Source organism: Pseudomonas fragariae (ex Marin et al. 2024) (genome assembly GCF_059621105.1).
Map to the genome: position 1 here is coordinate 4,910,012 of NZ_CM184369.1, position 18,323 is coordinate 4,928,334.

Consider the following 18,323-nt stretch of genomic DNA (forward strand, 5'->3'; position numbering starts at 1 on the left):
GAACACTATTTCCTGCCTGACAGGATCAGTGCACGGACGTGCAGCACGAAAAATCAAGCTCATACTTCAAATACAGACCGGACGCCCTCGCGCGACCACAGCATCCTGCATCTACTTAACATAGCCTCGCGCCTTCATTTTTGAAACAACCTGCTCTCTTCCGAGAAAAAGCCCTAAAAATGCAATATTATCTGCATTATTACGCAGGATGCGGTCCCTGACACCCGGGTACGTTAAGCGGTTAACGTGGATATCTTGAAGACTACGGGTTGCAAACAGACTTGTTACATCATCTGCCGTCAGTTTACCTTCGCGAATCATGCTATCAATATTCGAAAATATGACGTGGTCATGCTGCCCTGCTGTGACATGACTTGCCGACTCTAACATGCTCTGCAAATGCTCATCCACGTCACCTGGTGTTAACTGCTCAACACCTTCATCCCGATTGACGTTCGCATTCATATAAATGTAATCCTTCGAACGCCTCTGCGTGGTATGGGAAATTTCATGGCCCATTACCAGCGCGGTTCCCAGCACATGAAAATCCAATACCTCCCGCCCTAAAAATATTCTTTTGTGTGGGTCGTTTGAAAAGGTAAGACCCTGAGTACCTGGCTGCCTGCCAAAGACGGCAAACTGATTAAACCCGTGCCCTGCCGTATAATCCTGCACCACGTCGTTCAAACTCGCGTACTGACTGGCCATTTCGGGCATTTGTGCCAGTGATGTATACCCCATGACATTCCAGACGACGACTTTTTGCGTTTCAGTTAAATCTCCGCTATTAAAAACACGCTGACTCTCCTTATAGGCCACTTCAACAACCTCAAGGGCATGACCCAGCTTATCTGTCGGAGGCTTCTTCAACAGTTTTATATTTTCTCTGCCTCGAGCGATGAGGGTGAGGCCACTTGAACTGGCCTGCTGCTCGTAAGCGTCTTGAAAGCCCTGATAAGGTCGATGTTGCAAACCCGCTATATCTTTATTTCGTAACGGACTATTCCCAACCATTGCATAAAGATTCAACCCATCTACAGCCCCCGCCGGGTCAGGATTGATCCACCGCTGCAACCACGGCGCGTAATACCTGAACCCGTAGTAATAAAGCCCACTGGCATCGCGCTCTTTACCCGAGTACCGAACTGTTTTGTACTTGGCGTCCACTGCACTGCGCGCCGCCCACCAGGCCGTACCGCCGAACGGATAATAACTTTCCTGGCTGATCAGGCCGCCTTGCTGATCAAGCTCCAGCGTGCTTGAGCCCAGATGATCACCCAGGCTGTAGCGCACCTGGTCGTTCGCAATGGCATCTGGTTTTCCCGCTTCCCAGTGCAGCACCCGCACGTTGTTGCGATCCGCCTGAGCGATAACGACGTGGAGAATTTCTCCACTCGCCGTGGTCCGGATTTCCAGCCCCGGCAGGTAGCGCACTTCGTTGCTCAGCGTGCGACCTGATGCCTGCGCGGTGCTGATCTTGCGGCAACGCTGACCCTGGCCGTCATAGACATAGCGTTCGTCATCGTTCGACCCGTCTTCACGTTGCACAGTGATGATGTGCTGCAACTGATTACGCGCATCCCAGCCCATAACCTGCCCGCGAACCAGTTGCAGCAGGTTGCCGTTGGGATCAAAACTAGTGGCGAAATCCACATCCTCGTCATCGTCGGGCAGGCTGCGATTGCTGTCCGGTGCAACGTGCATGTTGCGGGTGAAGTTGTGTGCGCCTTCGTGGCGCATTTGCAGCAGGTTACCCGCACGATCGTAGCTGTAATGCTGTCTGTAGTTGCTGACCTGGCAAGGATCGAGCGTCGGCAGAGGTTGCAGACCGGGCAGCGCCGGACCATGACTGGCACCGTTTCTGACCTCACGACCCGTGGCTTCGATCAACTGATACAACGTGTCGTAACAGTAGCGGTTTATCGGCTCGATACGCTGATTGCCGCAATACCGGTCTGGCTGCGAGGCATCGTTGATGAGTAGAACGTTACCTGCCGGGTCATAGCTGTAATTCAGTTTTTGCAGCACTGAGCCGTCAGCAGATAGCGCACTGAGTTCAATCAGCCGACCGTCCTGTAGATCATACACATAGCGACTGACCACGCCATTTCCTGCCGTCTCCTGCTCGACCTGGTTGAATGCGTCATAGTCAATTGCACTGACCAGCGTTTGCGGCTGTTCCGTATTGGTCAGGGTCAGTTCAACAGCGTGCAGTTGCCCCGCCGCACCGTAACTGAAACGCTGGACGTTACCGTTGGCGTCAGTCTGCGCCAGCGCTTCGCCCTGCGCGTTGAAAGCCCGGCGTGTCTGCAGGCCGACGGGCTCCAGCAGTGCATCACGATCAGGTTCGGCAAGTGGCCAGTCCGGGCGGTCAGGCGACTGCAGGAAACACCGTTCCTCACTCAGAACCCCGCCCGACAGTCCATAGTCCTGCAGCAGGCGCGAGCCTGCCGTATCGTCATGGCGAATCAGTTGATTGCACTGGTTACGCTCAGCAGTGGCGGGCCCGCCATAAGTGAAGCGCTCGGTCATTCGGCCTGATTCGTTGATCGCCAAAGGGCGCAATTGCGCGTCGTATTCGATCTGGCGCGGGTTGTCACGTCCGTCCCAGCCGTCGACTAACTGCCCCGCTTCGCCATTGAGGCTCACCCGCCAACCTGAGTCGACACTTTTCGATAGCAGCAAAGCCCCGGACAAACTGACGATTTGCATCAGGTTCACAGGCGCACAGACACCGTATTTCAAACGACTGGCAAAACGTGGATCGCGACTGGCGATCAGTCGCCCGGCCTTGTCGAAATATTGCTGCGTCACCCTGGCTTCAACAGGCTGATCATCAGCGCCACGATAGAACTGCACACTGCGTACCGGCAGGGCCCGTGAATCGCTGACCGCCAATTGCGGCGTATTGGTGTGCATGATCGAGTTCATCCTTGAAACCTCTATCCGCCGTTAGTGACGCCCTTCAACCATAACAGCAGACAAACGGAAGCACGCGGCTTGGTCAAGAACCAATAGGCATAAACTTTGGGTGGTCAATCGCCAATGAATATACCTTCAGCGGCGGGCACTAATGCTTTGTTTTTATAGGAAATGCTTGGTGTTGCTGATGGTTGACTGACACTTTTGTCAGCTAGACGCGAGCGCCATGGTAAACAAGGCTGTGTCATGACCACTGGAGCGCCGGACATGACCGAGCAACCCTTCTCCCTTCTACGCAACCTGGCCCGAACCGGGAACGACACGCACGAACATGGCGATGACACGTTACCGTTCATCAACGCGATGGAAAAACTGAACATCCATTCAGTGTTCGATATCGTACGGCGCTCCAAAAGCGCTTTTGTTCACGAACTCTCACGTATCAGTGATGCTGATGCAGCGCTCGCCTATGAAAACGCTCGCTGTTACGCCACCCAGATCGTGCGCCTGTATCGCAATCAACTGCTGTCTTCAGGCCGGCCCCAGCCAGTGACACGGCGCACCGGCGTGCGTTCACTGGTAGACATCGGGCCCAGCTTTCCCAATCTTTTCAAGGAAAACTGGGATCTGTTTTGCAAGGTGGGTGCGATAGAAGCCAAGGATTCGCCCGTTGCGTACCTGACGTCCTTGTACCGGTTTGCTCTGGAACAGCTGGAAGGCAGCGTCGCGGAGGACAGCCGAATCAAACTCCATGACCGACGGCCTGATCTCAAAGGTCTGTTGATCGACCAACAAAGCACCTTCACGCCAATCCCCACGCTGCACATCGTCAATCAGGTGTTAAGTAAAGCCATCAATGCCTACGTGGACACGGTGCCTGAGGACAAGGGCAAGTCTATTTACCAATTGGTGGCCGAAAAACAACACCCGTTTCAGTTTCCTTACAACTTCCACTTTCAACAGATCAGCCTCGGGCTTGCCGGGAAGAAGCCAATGTTAGGCGAGCTGAATTACTGCGTCAGCCTTGAACTTCCAACCACTTCCAGGTACGGCAGTGACTATGGAAAAGTGCAGCACTCCAGTGCCATCGCACAAGTGCTGATGAGCGGAGCAGGCCCAGAGCAACAGGCAATCGTGATTGAACCTGCCTTATCCAGTCTGGCAAACGCAGACACGTCAGCAGACCTGACCCGTCAGTTCTTCAAAACGAAATACAACGTCGATTACGTCGACGACGCCAGCAATCCTTTGAATAATCTGAACGTCTTCCTGGAGAAGACGGGTCTGGACAGTGACGGAGTCGAAGCCCTGCTTGCCATAGGCAACCACACGGCCTATGCCTCTCCCAACATCCGTGCAGCGGGAAACACCGCAGATGAAGACTCCCCACTCGATGCGAGCCTGACAGCAATCAAGGCCCGATTCGGAGCTGGCTACGTCAATGGCCCGACCAATCAGCCGGCAATGGCTCTGAACAAGGATGCGTACGGCACTGAGCGGCTGGTAAACACCAGCGTGGACCGCTTCGACCGTCTGCAACGCATGATCCGTCTGCAGCGCTGGACGGGCATTCCGTTTACAGCGCTGGACACGTTGGTCATGGCGGTCATTCGCTCCGAAGGCGCCGTGAACCTGCAGATGGTGCTGACGGTAAATACGCTACGCGCACTGGGAACCTATCGGTATCTGAACAAACGTTACGGCCTCGCGCCTGATGAGTTTGCAGCCTTTGTTCACCTGATGCCCGGCGAGGCAAACGACGGACGCTTGCCGATGTTCGACCGGGTATTCAACAACCCGGCATTGTTCGATACTCCGCTGGTGCTGGATGGGTCGATTCTCGACCTCGATCAGGACAGTAGCCAGCACGTCAAGACTCGCGCTCAGTTGAGCCGAGCCCTGCAGTTATCCAGCACTCATGAAGGCTTGAGGCAGCTGGCCGTCGATGTTCGCGAACTGATTGGCAACGCGCCCACTGACTTCAGACTCAATTTGAGCATGATTTCTTCGCTGTACCGCCAAGCCCGCATTGCTTCGATGTTCGGTCTGACCGCAGCAGAATGCCGGGCATTGATCGACCTGCTGGGCACTCTGTCTTTTCGGAAAAAGGTGGTCTCAGGTCAACTCGACGACACCGAACCGGACGTGCTCGATATCCTGATGCAACTGGACTGGGCAGTCACGTGGCTCAAAGCGTCTGACCGAGACATCGCTGCACTGCGACGTCAGCTAGGCTGGGGCATCACCGAAACAATAGTCACGCAGGAACTGACTGTTCAACTTGAGCAATTAACCAACGATGCGCGCCAGGCTGTACTGAAGAGAGACCAGCTGGCATCCCTTGACTTGCCAAGCAAGGATGACCAAAACAACACCATCAATTGGTGGACTATCCTCGATTACGACCTGATCGACGGATTAGGGCTGGTCACGACTCAGCCGCTGCACGAGGAACCCGCGGTCAGCATCCGCCGCACCCTGCATGAACGCTTGTCCTCCATAGCCATCGCGGAACCCCTTGCAAGCGAAGTCGAAGCCAGACTTGAAACGTTCGTATTGAACGGCTACCGGAGTCAACATCGGCTGGTGGAAGGGCTGTTGCTGACCCTCACCGGTTTGCCGCCGGACCGTTGCGAGCCGGTGATACGCTGGGCAGGCAGCGATGCAGGCAAGTTTCTCGGTGCGTTACTTTGGGATGATGGCGCCATTCAGAAGCTCTCGACGCTGATTCGCTATTCAGAAGTCAGCCAGCAACTGGGGCTGAGCGCCCGGGCGTTACGCACGTTTTTAATCAGTCCACGCTGGCTGCATGCAGACTTTGGCTTCCTGCTTCCCCTTTCAATGAACAGTCTGTATTTGCTCGACCGTTACCGCAACTGGCGCGACAACTGCGGTTACCCGGAAGAAACGCTGCTCGATTATTTCAAGCAAGCCAATGACACGCATCGAGACAATACCCAATGTGCTGCGCGGCTGGCGTCACTGACAGGCTGGACGTCATCTGAGGTGCTGGCCGCAAACGCATTGCTGACGGGGTCAGATCGTATCGCTTCCAGCATGCACGAGGTGGACTGGTTGACCCGGATGCACAGCGCCAGTGATGTCACCGGCCTTTCGGCAAGACAATTACTGTCGGCTACTGACCTGACAGCGACCAGCACTGCCTCGCACTGGAAGTCAGCAGGCGAAGCCGTGATAGCCGCCAACCGTTAAGTCGTGAGCATTAACCTGTTCAATGCCATGGAGGCCTGATCATGTCCGATACCCTTGAAAGCCGGCTCAACGAATCCTTTCGCGATGCGCTGGTGGCGTACTATCTGGGTGAGGTCGTACCCAACGACCCTATGCTGAAGCGCCTGGGCCTGGACCAGCGCTTGAAAACGGCCAACGACCTGTACGAGTTTTTTCTGCTCGACAATCAGGTCGGCAATGAAGTCCAGACCAGCTATGTCGCATCGGCAATGAGCAGCCTGCAACAGCTCATCAATGGCACGTTACTGGGCATGGAGCCCGGCTATGAAACACTGCTGCCGACCGAAGCGCGCTTTGTCGAGTGGCGTGAACGCAGCAGTCAATACCCGATCTGGGCGGCCAATATGCAATTGGCACTGTATCCGGAAATCTATATTTCTCCGGCATTGCGCTTGAAGAAGTCCGGCTACTTCACGCAACTGGAAAACGATATCAATCAGAACAGGATCAATGTCGACACGGCGCAGGAAGCGGTAAAAGCTTACCTGGCCAGTTTTGAAGAAGTCGCCAACCTGACCATCATCAATGGCTATATCGACAGTGATCGATTTGCGCAAGGCAAGTACTACTTTATCGGCACGTCGCGCGCCGAGAATATTTATTACTGGCGCACGGTGGACATGAATGAGCGTGCCTACCAGGAAGGCACTGAAGGGCCGAAGTTCGATAATCCGACACCCGGTGCCTGGTCCGACTGGAAGCGCGCCGAGATCGGCATCAATGCCAATACGCTGGAAAGAACCATTCGCCCGGTGTATTTCAACAATCGGTTGTTTGTGGCGTGGGTGGACCTGGTTCACGTGACAGAACAGGTAGCGGTCACGCTGCCCGAAGGTACAGTCAAGCCAGCTGCCGATGGCAGTATCCCCATCACCCCACCGGCTGACATCGCGCCCTTGACGGTGGTCACACCCAATGTGCGTCTGGTATTCAATATTTCCTATAAAAAATACGACGACTCCTGGAGTGCGCCACACATCTACATGGACGTGACAACACCCAATGTCGTCACCCGGGCAGGCAAGGCAGTCAACCTTGAAAACGACCTGAACAGTATTGCGATCTTCGATGTATCGGCCTCCCCGGAATCGCTGTTTATCGCGATGTATGCGGGTGAAACGCTGGCGCCTGGTGACACCGATGGCTCAACATCGACCTATGCTTTTCTGCACACGGCCTTTATCGACAAGAATTTCAACAAAACGCCAGCTTTTCCAGTTGCGAACTACGTAGACGCCGTTTCCGACAAGGCAGACCTGGGTCCGGAGCAGCCCCGCGTGCGCAAGACCTGTTGGGCATTTGCTTTAAAGAACAAGGGGAATTTTCAGTTTACGTGGAGTTTGTATATCAGGCTAAAACCATCCCTGACAACATCTCCAAACACTGGCGATACCTGGTGGGACTACCAAGACCATCAGGAAGCAATAGCCCAGATGACCGGTACCTATGCACCCCGCCTGGACCTTGAAAACGCCACAATAAAATTAAGCACTGCAATAACCAAGGACATCCTCATTAAGGGTACGACTAAAACCACACTCGTATTGACTGAGCCCGCCAGCCAGTGGACGTTTGAGTTCATAACGACACCCTACGATCTCGACCTCGACCAGAACAGCTTTATATTACAGAACGGATCAAACTTAAAAATCGAATCAACCGGAGGCTATTGGGGCGATCTGTCGCTGAACCTGTATAGCGCCGTAGACGCCCTTCCCTCAAGCACCGCGTTCCTTCGCAACCAACACAATAGTTATTACCGTATAGAACGATATACCACCGACTGGAATCTTGGAGGCGGCAAACTGAAGGTGGGCGCTGTCGAGCTAATGTCTTTGGCGGCAACCGACCCGGAGGTCATATCCTCGGCACTCATAGCACTTATACAAGGCGAAACTTCATATGATCTGTATCCCTCTGTACACGTAGGGCCTCACTACGCTGACACGCTTTCTTTCGCTCAATGGTTCAGTTACCCATTGGATATGAGCGTCCCCCACAACAACTCGCAAAAGCACCTGACCGCACGACCTCCGACCAGCAGTATTACGGCACCGAGCCATTACGAAACAACCATTACCTTCGATAAATCCACGCTTCTGCCAAATCTTCCGCAAACCCAATTCATCAGCGGCTCGAAAAAGTTTTATATCACTCATGGCGTCGGCGTCAACTCGATTGATCCCCCGGTCTGGATCGGTAACGCCCTCAAATCCACAGAAATAGAACTGGAGTGGGCAACCGCTGACGGGAGCGACCCTATCGCGCCCAAAATCAGCAAACGCATAAGCGCCATTCTGGGCATCGCCGAATACATCGATTTCTCCGCCTCCAGCATTCGGTTCAGCGACAACTCGACCACCGACACCCGCGACCCCATTCGCATGAACACGCTGTTTGCCCGCGAGCTGATCAACAAGGCCAACATTGCGCTCGAAGCCTTGTTGTCCTGGGACACCCAGCAGCTACAGGAACCGCCCATCGGTGATGACGCCATCGCTGACCTGATGGACTTCAAAGGCGCCAACGGCCTTTACTTCTGGGAGCTGTTTCTGCATCTGCCGTTCATGATCTCCCATCGCCTCAACCTGGAACAACGCTTCACCGATGCCGAACGCTGGCTCGGGTTCATCTTCGACCCGGGCCGTAAAAAAACCAGCGACGCACCGGCTTACTGGAACGTTCGACCTCTGGTTGAAGTACCTGATCCGGATTACTTTCTGCGCGCCCCGATCGACCCGGACGGCATCGCGGCAAGTGACCCGGTGCGCTATCAGAAAGCGGTGTATTTCCATTACATCAAGAACCTGATCGACCGGGGCGACATGGCCTATCGGCAACTGACGCCCGACAGTCTGGGCGAAGCCAAGCTCTGGTATGTGCGTATTCTCGACCTGCTCGGGCCGCGCCCGGATGTGAAACTGATCAGCCAATGGACGCCTGTGGCGTTGGGCGATCTGGCAACGTCCAGCAGTCCGGGCCTGCGGGCTTTCGAGCAGCAGCTTGTCGAGCAGGAGCAACAGGTACGTACCAGCGCCGCCTTCAACGACGGCAAAGCCACTGTCAGTTTCAGCCAACCGTCCCTGCGCCTGAGCACCTTCGGCAGCGACCCGACATTGAACGAGGAAGACAGCGATCACTTCATCCTCCCGATGAATTCGGAGCTGGTCAAATATTGGGACATGCTTGAGTCGCGCCTGTACAACCTGCGCCACAACATGACGCTGGACGGCAAGCCACTCTCCCTGCCGCTGTTCGCTGCACCGCTGGACCCAAGGGCACTGCTCGCGGCCTACGCCAATGGCGCGACCGATGGTGGTGCTGGCAGCCTGCTGGCTCAGGAAACACCGCACTATCGCTACCCGGTCATGTTTGCCAGGGCCAGCGCGGCGGTGGAAACCCTGATCCAGTTTGGCTTCACCCTGCTGTCGATCATTGAGCGCAAGGAGCAAGGGCAGTTGATGGAGCTGCAACAGCAGCAGGTTTGGGAGTTCGCCCAGTACGCCATTGACCTGCAGCTCGAGGCGCAAAAAGTCGAAGTTCAGGCACGCAAGGCATTGGAGGCCAGCAAGGCCGTGATTGATGCCCGAGCCGGTTTTTACGGCCAACTGGCGGCTGAAAATGTCAGTGCAGTGGAAATCGCAGCGGGTGCCGCCAAACTTGTTTCACGGATTGCCGAAAGCGCTGCCAGTGCGGCCAGCATCGTGGCTTCAGCCATGAAAGTAGCCCCTAATCACGCCGGTATTCATGCCGGTGCAACCGGCGGTATGGCCGTTGGTGCCGCAGCCGGAGGGGCAGTAGGCGGCTTCAGGCTGGAAGGCGTACCGGAAATGGTTGCAACTGGCGCTCATGCGTTCGCCGCGCGATCTGCGGCTGTCAGTGATGCACTGGAGCGCACGGAAATGTTCCGTCGGCGCCTCCAGGAATGGGAACACGCGCGCGATCAGGCCTTGCTTGAATCTGAACAGATCACCTTGCAACTGGCTGTCCACGACGCCCAGACCCGCGTTACCGCCTTGCAACTTCGTCAGGCTCAGGAAGCCAAAAAACAGGCCGAGACCGTCTACGCATTTCTCAACAAGCGCTTCACCAACAGCCAGCTCTATCAATGGCTCAATGGGCAGTTCTCGACCTTCTACTACCAGGCCTATGACGCAACATTCTCACTGTGCCTGGCGACGCAAGCCTGCTGGCAGTATGAAATTGCCGACTACTCGGCCTCCTTCATCCAGCCCGCGGCCTGGAAAGACGCGTGGCGCGGCCTGGCTGCTGGCGAGGCCCTGAAACTGAATTTGCTGCGCATGGATGCAGCCTACATGGCCCGCAACGAACGCAAAATGGAGATCGTCAAGACGGTTTCGGTGCGCCAGCTGCCAATAACCGAGGGAGATGCTGCCGGGATCAATCACGGCTGGGATGCAGTGGTCGAGCGCCTGGCGCAAGACGGGATTGCCGAGTTCGAAATCACCCGAGCCATGCTTGACGACGATTACCCGGGCCACTATCTGCGTCGTATCAGACGCATCAGTGTGTCGTTGCCCGTCACGGTCGGGCCTTATCAGGACATCCGCGCCACCCTGACCCAGTCGTACAGCGCGGTGCAGATGGACGCACAGCCTGACGCGCCGCTCAAGGAAAACATGCGCGCCAGCCAGCAGATCGCCTTGTCTACCGGCGTGGACGATGACGGGCTGTTCGTTTTCAACTTCGACGATGAGCGTTATCTGCCGTTTGAGGGCACCGGTGCGATCTCTCGCTGGACCCTGAGCTTTTCCAACCCGGCATCGCAGCGCGACATGATCGACTCGATCACCGACATCATCGTGCACATGCGCTACACGGCGAAAAGTCGTTAACCGACAGGGAGCAAGCGTCATGGAAGCTCAATCGCAATCGCAGAATCAATCGCCGCAGTCTCTCCAGCCGGCTGTTGCCACCCCGTCATTACCCAAAGGCGGTGGCGCGATTCAAAGCATCGGCAAGGGCTGGGGATCGGTTGGCACCAGCGGCGCGGCATCACTGGAGATCGCCCTGCCGATCAGCCAGGGCCGCGGTTACGCGCCCGCCCTGTCGCTGAGTTATCAAAGCACCTCCGGCAACGGTGTGTTCGGGCTTGGCTGGAATCTGAACACCAGCAAAGTGGCGCGTCGTGCCAGCAAGGGCGTACCGAGCTACACCGACGATGATCTTATTTTCGGCCCCGGAGGCGATGTCTGCCTGCCAGAACGCGACGACAGCGGCGCGCTGGTTTCGAGTCAGGTCAGCCGCTACAACGGTGATGATCTGGATGCGACTTATCAGGTAGTGCGTTACTTCAGCAGAGTCGAGGGGGCCTTTGCGCGCATCGAGCATTGGCGCGTAAACAACACAGATCCCGGCTTCTGGCTGATTCACGGCGCCGACGGCAGCCTGAACCTCTATGGCAGGAAGATCTCGTCGCGTATTGCCGACCCGGCAGACATGAACCGGGTTGCCGAATGGTTGCTGGATGAAAGCATGAATGCCGTCGGTGAACACATCCTCTACGAATACAAGCCCGAAGACCATCAGGGCCTGCCGGAGGATCACCCGAGAAACTTCCGCGCCCAACGTTACCTGAGCCGGGTTCGCTACGGCAATGCCAAGGCGCACCCTTTGCTTTACCTGTGGGAGGAAGATTCGCTGGACGATTTGCTGTGGCACTTCGACCTGTTATTCGACTATGGCCAGCGCGACACCCGCAGTGATCCGCCGCCCGAATATGACGAGCAATTTACCTGGCCCGTGCGCAGTGATCCGCATTCAAGTTTCGCCTACGGTTTTGAGCTGGGTAATCTGCGCCTGTGCCGGCAGGTTCTGATGTTCCATCACTTCCCGAATGAACTCGGAGCATCTCCGCTGCTGACCCGGCGACTGCTGCTGGAGCATTATCAGACAACCCTCGGCTACAACATGCTGAGCGCGGCGCATTCAGAAGCATGGGATGGCACTGACTGGCGGCGCTTCGATCGACAACCCCCTGTGCAATTTCAATACACCGATTTCAGTCTTGAGTCGGGCACTTACACGCCGCTGGAGCCCATGGCCGGCCTGAATGACGGCCAGCAATACCAGTTGGTCGATCTGTATGGCGACGGCTTGCCCGGCATTCTGTATCGCGACGACAAGGCCTGGCTTTATCGCGAACCGATCCGTGATACCGCTGGCACAGCAGATGCCGTTGCCTACGGAACCTGTCAACCGTTACCCCGCATTCCCACGGCTGATTCAGCCGCACCGGTACGTCAGACCCTGACAGATCTGACCGGCGACGGGCGGCTGGACTGGGTTGTCGCCCAACCGGGAATGGCCGGATTCTTTACCCTCAACCCTGATCGAAGCTGGTCGAAATACGCCACGTTCTCGGCTTTTCCTGCAGAGTTTTTCCACCCGCAAGGCCAAATGGCGGATCTGGTCGGCGACGGGCTGTCGGATCTGGCCTTGATCGGCCCACGTAGCGTTCGTCTGTATGCCAACCGTCGAGCCGATGGATTCGCCGCAGCGGTGGACATTCCTCACGACGAGGATCGCCTGCCATTGCTCAGCGACAGTTCCACTGAACTGGTGGCGTTCAGCGACCTGCTGGGTACCGGGCAACAACACCTGATCCGGATACGGCACAACGAAATCCGCGTCTGGCCGAACCTGGGCCGAGGCCGGTTCGGCAAGGGCCAGTTGTTTGCCACACTGCCCTACACCTATGAAGCTTTCGATTCGAGCCGGGTGCGACTGGCGGACCTGGATGGCTCAGGTGCCAGTGACGTGCTTTATCTGCAAGCCGATGGCTTCCAGGTCTTCATGAATCAGGGCGGCAACGGTCTGGCCGCGGCCTTCGATCAGCCCTGGCCAGAGGGCGTGCGTTATGACCGATTCTGCCAGTTCAGTGCGGTCGATCTGCTGGGCCTCGGCTTTTCCAGCCTGGTGCTGACCGTGCCACACATGGCGCCCCGGCACTGGAGCCTTTACTACGCAGCCGACCGGACAGGCACGGTGCACAAACCGTATTTGCTGAAGGCCTCGGACAACAATCTCGGTGCTGCCGGAGAAGTCAGCTATCGCAGTTCGGCGCAGGAATGGCTGGACGAAAAGAACGAGCTGCGGGGCGCAGGCAGCGTTGCCGTCTCGGAATTGCCGTTCCCGGTTCATGTGGTCGTCAGGCAAACCCTGCAGGACAAGGTCACTGGCAATACGCTGACCCAGTTGTTCCGCTATCGACAGGGTTTCTATGACCCTCGCGAACGCGAGTTTCGCGGCTTCGGCTTGCTCCTGCAGACCGACACCGAAACGTCGTCGCAGAATCAGGAAGACTTTACCGCTCCGGTATTGAACAAGACCTGGTTCCACACCGGACGCTACCCCGCCAGACCTTGCACTGACTATGACCGCAGCGACCTCCTGGCACGCTTGCCCGGCGAACATGTGTTGTCCCGACTCGACGCCGCAACCCAGACAGAGCTGCCGATAACAGACGCGGATGACGCGACCTTGCAGGAAATGGCACGAGCGCTGAGCGGCTCGGTACTGCGCGGCGAAGTCTTTGGACTCGACGCCAGTCAACGTCCCACAGTGCTGTATTCGACCCAGTCCTGCCGCTATCTGGTTCGCCAACTGCAAGCATTGAGCGCACATCGACCCTACGCATCAATGCTGCCGCTGAGCCTGGAAGTCATCACCTATCGTTACGAGGCCGAGGAACTGGAGGATCCGATGTGCGAACACAGCCTGAACCTGGCGTGGGACCGCTACGGCTCGATGCTCCACTCAGCCAGCGTCAACTATGCGCGGCGCAAGAAACCGGGCGACGCGCCCCCCTTCGCGGACCCTTACCAGCAACAATGGTGGGAAGCGTCGCACGACGAAGCTCAACAACAGTTCTACGCGAATGAAATGCGCGCCGAAGCCATTCATCTGGACAGCCCGCAGAGCTGGCGTCTGGGGCTGCCTTACCGCACACGCAGCGATGCCATGCTCATTCCGGCAAGCGCCTTGACGCCTGCGCAGATCAGCTACGAACAGTTCGCCGATCCGGGCGGGCCATTCGCAACCTTGCCACGCACGCTCACCAGTCTGTCGGTGCAACGCTACATCGGTTGTGGCGATGGCGAGGCGACCTTTCAGGCGCTGGCTGACGCCGTTGAAACGGCTGAACTGGATGATCATGCACTGAGCGCCTATGAGCGGGTCATGGACAGCGTCACTCTGGCCGAAAAACTCGTCGAGATCGGCTATCAGCAGATGCCCGGCTTTCTGCCGGCAGACAGCCTGAACCTGTGGTCGGTAAAACGCGGCTTCGCCACTTATGCCGGTCCGGAGCATTTCTTTCACCCCACCACATTCAGGCCCACACGCAGTCATGGCTGGAGTCTCGTCGAGTACGACGCCTACGATCTGTTCACGACTCGCATTACCGACCCGGCAGGCTGCGTCACCACGGCTGAATACGATTATCGTGTGCTGCAGCCAAGACGAATCATCGACCCCAATCAGAACTGTCAGGAAGCGGATTACGACGCCTTTGGCAGGGTATGGGCAACCAGCTTTTACGGCACGGAACTGGGTGAGGCAGCCGGTTTTCCGCCGCTCAATCGCGCCGGACATTATTGGGCTTCTGCCAGCGATGTCGTACTGCAACCCGACTATGCGCTGGGCAGGCAGGCCAGCGCGGCCTATTACGATGGCAATACGGCTTTGGGGCGGGTCCACATACCGCTGGCAACCGCTGTCCTGGTTGCGGACCGCTACCCCGAAGATCCAGACAGGCAGATCCGCATCAGCATGGCGTCGATAGACGGCTTCGGTCGCACCCTGCAAACCCGTCAAAAGGTGGAGGACGGCGACGCCTATTCCGTCGATGAATGGGGCAATCTCGAGCTGGTCGGCGGTCAACCGAAAATTGTCCACGCATCGCCACGCTGGCGGGTCAGTGAACGGGTGGAATACAACAATAAAGGCCTGGCGGTGCGCGTTTACCGGCCGTATTTCGCCAACAGTCATCTGTATGTGAACGACGCCTCGATACGCTCACAAAACATCGTCGACAAACAGTTCTACGACCCGCTGGGGCGTCCGACCATCACCATTACCGCCAAAGGCTGGATGCGCCGGCAGACCTATCGGGTCTGGTACACAATAAGTGAGGACGAAAACGACACGGCCGAGGAAGTGCTGGCCGCGAGGAAGGCAGCCGAGCATGGTCAGTAGCGCGGTACATGCCCATACGCCGGAGTTGATCGTTTGCGAGGGGCGTGGCCTGGTTGTGCGCCAGGTCCTTTTACATCGAACCGAAGCCACGGAAGCGGCCGCAATGCGGGTTACCCGACAGCGTTTCGACCCGGCAGGCAGAATGATCGCCGCCACTGATCCACGTCTGGCCAGCGCCAACCGGAGCACTGTCTACAGCCTTGGCGGCAACGCGTTGGCCACTGAGAGTGTCGATGCCGGCTGGCAACGGGTGTTATTCGGCGAGGCGGGCCAGGTCTTGCGCGACTGGGATGGTCGCGGCACCGAGAAGCAGCTCGAGTACGACCTGCTGTTACGCCTGAGAAATATCATCGAACAGAATCGCTGCGCGGAGCGGTTCACCTATGGCCAGGCAGATGCAGCGGCACACAACCAATGCAATCAACTGGTTCGCCATGACGATACGGCGGGCTCGCGCTTGCTGGCGGATTACGGGCTGCTCGGCGTAGCGCTTTGTGAAGAACGACAGTTCCTGCAAACCCCTGAAAGCCCGGACTGGCCGCTGGCCGAAGCCGAGCGCGATGCCTTGCTTGAGCCTGTCGTGCTGCAAACCTGCTGGCGGTTCAATGCGCTGGGCGACGCGCTTGCGCAGACCGATGCCATGGGCAATACCCAGGCATTTGGCATGACTGTCGCCGGACAGTTGAAAGCGGCTGGACTGACATTGGCCGGTGCCTCACAGCCGCAGACACTGGTCAATGAAATTCATTACAACGCCTTCAATCAGGTCGAGCAGGAAACAGCGAGCAATGGCGTAGTCAGCCTTTATTCCTATGATCAACAGGACGGCCGGCTGACCGGGCTGAGCGCGATCTCTACTGACGGCACGCTGCTGCAGCAACTCAATTACAGCTATGACCCGGTGGGCAATATCCTGCTCGTCAACGATGCGTCTCAACCGGACAGGTATTGCGACAACCAGCTTATCGAACCGATCAGTCGCTTTGCTTACGACACGCTGTATCAACTGATCGAAGCCCGCGGCCGTGAAGTCCGAAACGGTGCCAGCCATGGCCCCGCGTTGCCCGGGCTGCAATCTCTGCCAACCATCGATCCTTGCCAGGTCAGCAACTACACACAGAATTACAGCTACGACGCAGCGGGCAATCTGCTGCAAATGCGCCACGAAGGCGCGCACAACTTCACCCGCAACATGCACGTTGCACCGGACAGCAATCGCAGCCTGCCCGACGATGACGGCGATGTGGATTTCGCTACGAGTTTTGATGCCAACGGCAACCTGCTGCAACTGGTGCGTGGTCAGATTATGGGCTGGGATGTGCGTAACCAGTTGCAGCACATCACCACTGTGCAACGTGAAGACGGGTCGAACGATGACGAACGCTATGTCTATGACGGCCAGGGTCAACGTTGTCGCAAGATCAGTACTGCTCAGGCATCAGGTCGCACGCTGATCAACGAAGTGCGCTACCTGCCGGGGTTGGAAATTCGTACTACGGCCGATGGCGAAATCCTCCATGTCATCACCGCTCAGGCGGGTCGCAACAGCGTGCGAGTGTTGCACTGGAAAGCCGGAAAACCGGGCATTATTACGAACGATCAGGTGCGTTACAGCCTGAGTGATCATCTAGGGTCGAGCACGCTGGAACTGGATCAGCAAGGCGGCCTGATCAGCCAGGAAAGTTATTATCCGTTCGGCGGTACGGCCTGGTGGGCGGCGCGCAGCGCAGTGGAAGCGAAGTACAAGACAGTGCGTTATTCGGGCAAGGAGCGCGACGCCAGCGGGCTTTATTATTACGGGTTCAGGTATTACGCGCCGTGGTTGCAGCGGTGGATCAATCCGGACCCGGCGGGAGCTGTGGATGGGTTGAATCTGTTCGGCTACGTAAGAAACAGTCCAATCACCTATTACGACAGGTTGGGATACATGGGGAAGCACGCGCTTGAGTCGCCGCCATCACCCGCTCGTCGAAAACCAATAACCTCAAATAGCTATGCCCTTGAAAATCAAGATGCGAGACCCGGTGTTTTGTGGGGCGATCAGGAGCCATTCCTCGGACCTGCTTACACATTACCAGACAGATATCTTGTTTCCGGATTGGAGGAGAGATTGGCCGCAGCTGATAAAAATTCCGGCAAGGCGACCGCTGTTGTGGCAACGATGTTTGATCATGATAGCAACTTAGAAGACTACCCTTACACCGTAGAATCAAAACACCTTCAAGAAAACGACGACTTCCTCAACGACTACGCGCCCAACGAATGGACCTTTCGTTCAAATTACAAAAGAAGCGGAAGCAATGACTACCATGCCAATGACGTAGTCCGATACCAGTATAGAACCATCGCCCAAAAAACAAATACCCATGGCGTTTTACCTTCGGTTATAAAAAATAGCTTCGTCGTGAATAATGAGACGTTGACGAAAACTTTGACAATAGAAAACAAAACTCCGGAAATGCTACAGACTTTTCTTCAGGAAACGCCCAACGGCAAGCGAACTCAACGAGTACTTGACGACTTTGGCATGGAGGCTTTATGGGTTGATCGGCAGGGGGACTCAGAATTCCCCTTCGCTGACTTTATTGTTGCTGTACGCCCTAAACAGCAATCATATAGCCAGACTGGCTTTTACTAGGGAAACGATGGGGAAGACTTCCAAATTTGGTAGAACGTCTGATCTCAATCGCCGAGACGCCTGATGAAGCAGATGACCTTCACCGAAGCCGAATACGCCGCACGGAAAGTTTCTCTTGGTCAATACCAGGTTGGTAAAAGGACGTCTAGATATGAACGAAGCTATGCATGCCCATACCACTGACCGAGTTTCAAATGGAGGCATTGTGGGTGCAGCGCCAAACAGATCCTGTACTGGATCCGATCAGCCATTTTACGCTCGGAGTGAAACACATTAATCATTTTAAACTGTA

General features: G+C 56.5%; 5 protein-coding genes. 4 read left to right on the plus strand and 1 reads right to left on the minus strand.

Annotated elements, in window-relative coordinates:
- Positions 1 to 111: 111 nt before the first annotated feature.
- A complete protein-coding gene (locus AC54XV_RS21235; RefSeq protein ID WP_058398641.1) occupies positions 112 to 2,931 on the minus strand; it encodes an RHS repeat domain-containing protein in 2,820 nt (939 codons plus the stop codon).
- A 237-nt stretch (positions 2,932 to 3,168) separates the two neighbouring features.
- Here AC54XV_RS21235 and AC54XV_RS21240 point away from each other — a divergent pair, with 237 nt between their 5' ends.
- Genes AC54XV_RS21240 through AC54XV_RS21255 form a run of 4 tightly spaced genes read left to right on the plus strand, consistent with a single transcriptional unit; the run spans position 3,169 to position 18,031 of the window.
- The gene (locus AC54XV_RS21240) at positions 3,169 to 6,135 is read left to right on the plus strand and encodes a Tc toxin subunit A (RefSeq protein ID WP_230081800.1); all 2,967 of its coding nucleotides are present in this window, start codon (positions 3,169 to 3,171) and stop codon (positions 6,133 to 6,135) included.
- 41 nt (positions 6,136 to 6,176) lie between these two features.
- Positions 6,177 to 11,030 (plus strand): Tc toxin subunit A-related protein, encoded by a 4,854-nt coding sequence (locus AC54XV_RS21245; RefSeq protein ID WP_058398640.1) that lies wholly within the window; start codon positions 6,177 to 6,179, stop codon positions 11,028 to 11,030.
- Positions 11,031 to 11,049: 19 nt separating this feature from the next.
- Positions 11,050 to 15,393: a SpvB/TcaC N-terminal domain-containing protein gene (locus tag AC54XV_RS21250; protein WP_496717214.1), complete on the plus strand. Its 4,344-nt coding sequence runs from the start codon at positions 11,050 to 11,052 to the stop codon at positions 15,391 to 15,393.
- Positions 15,383 to 18,031 carry an RHS repeat domain-containing protein gene (locus AC54XV_RS21255; protein WP_060409679.1) on the plus strand — a complete coding sequence of 883 codons (2,649 nt, stop codon included), beginning with the start codon at positions 15,383 to 15,385 and terminating at the stop codon, positions 18,029 to 18,031. Before AC54XV_RS21250 ends, AC54XV_RS21255 begins: the two co-directional genes overlap by 11 nt.
- The last annotated feature ends 292 nt before the right edge of the window (positions 18,032 to 18,323 follow it).

What these genes read in the sequence shown, in the direction of transcription:
- AC54XV_RS21240 (WP_230081800.1), top strand. Translation starts at nt 3,169, where the DNA reads ATGACCACTGGAGCGCCGGACATGACCGAGCAACCCTTCTCCCTTCTA.
- AC54XV_RS21250 (WP_496717214.1), top strand. Translation starts at nt 11,050, where the DNA reads ATGGAAGCTCAATCGCAATCGCAGAATCAATCGCCGCAGTCTCTCCAG.
- AC54XV_RS21245 (WP_058398640.1), top strand. Translation starts at nt 6,177, where the DNA reads ATGTCCGATACCCTTGAAAGCCGGCTCAACGAATCCTTTCGCGATGCG.
- AC54XV_RS21235 (WP_058398641.1), bottom strand. Translation starts at nt 2,931, where the DNA reads ATGAACTCGATCATGCACACCAATACGCCGCAATTGGCGGTCAGCGAT.
- AC54XV_RS21255 (WP_060409679.1), top strand. Translation starts at nt 15,383, where the DNA reads ATGGTCAGTAGCGCGGTACATGCCCATACGCCGGAGTTGATCGTTTGC.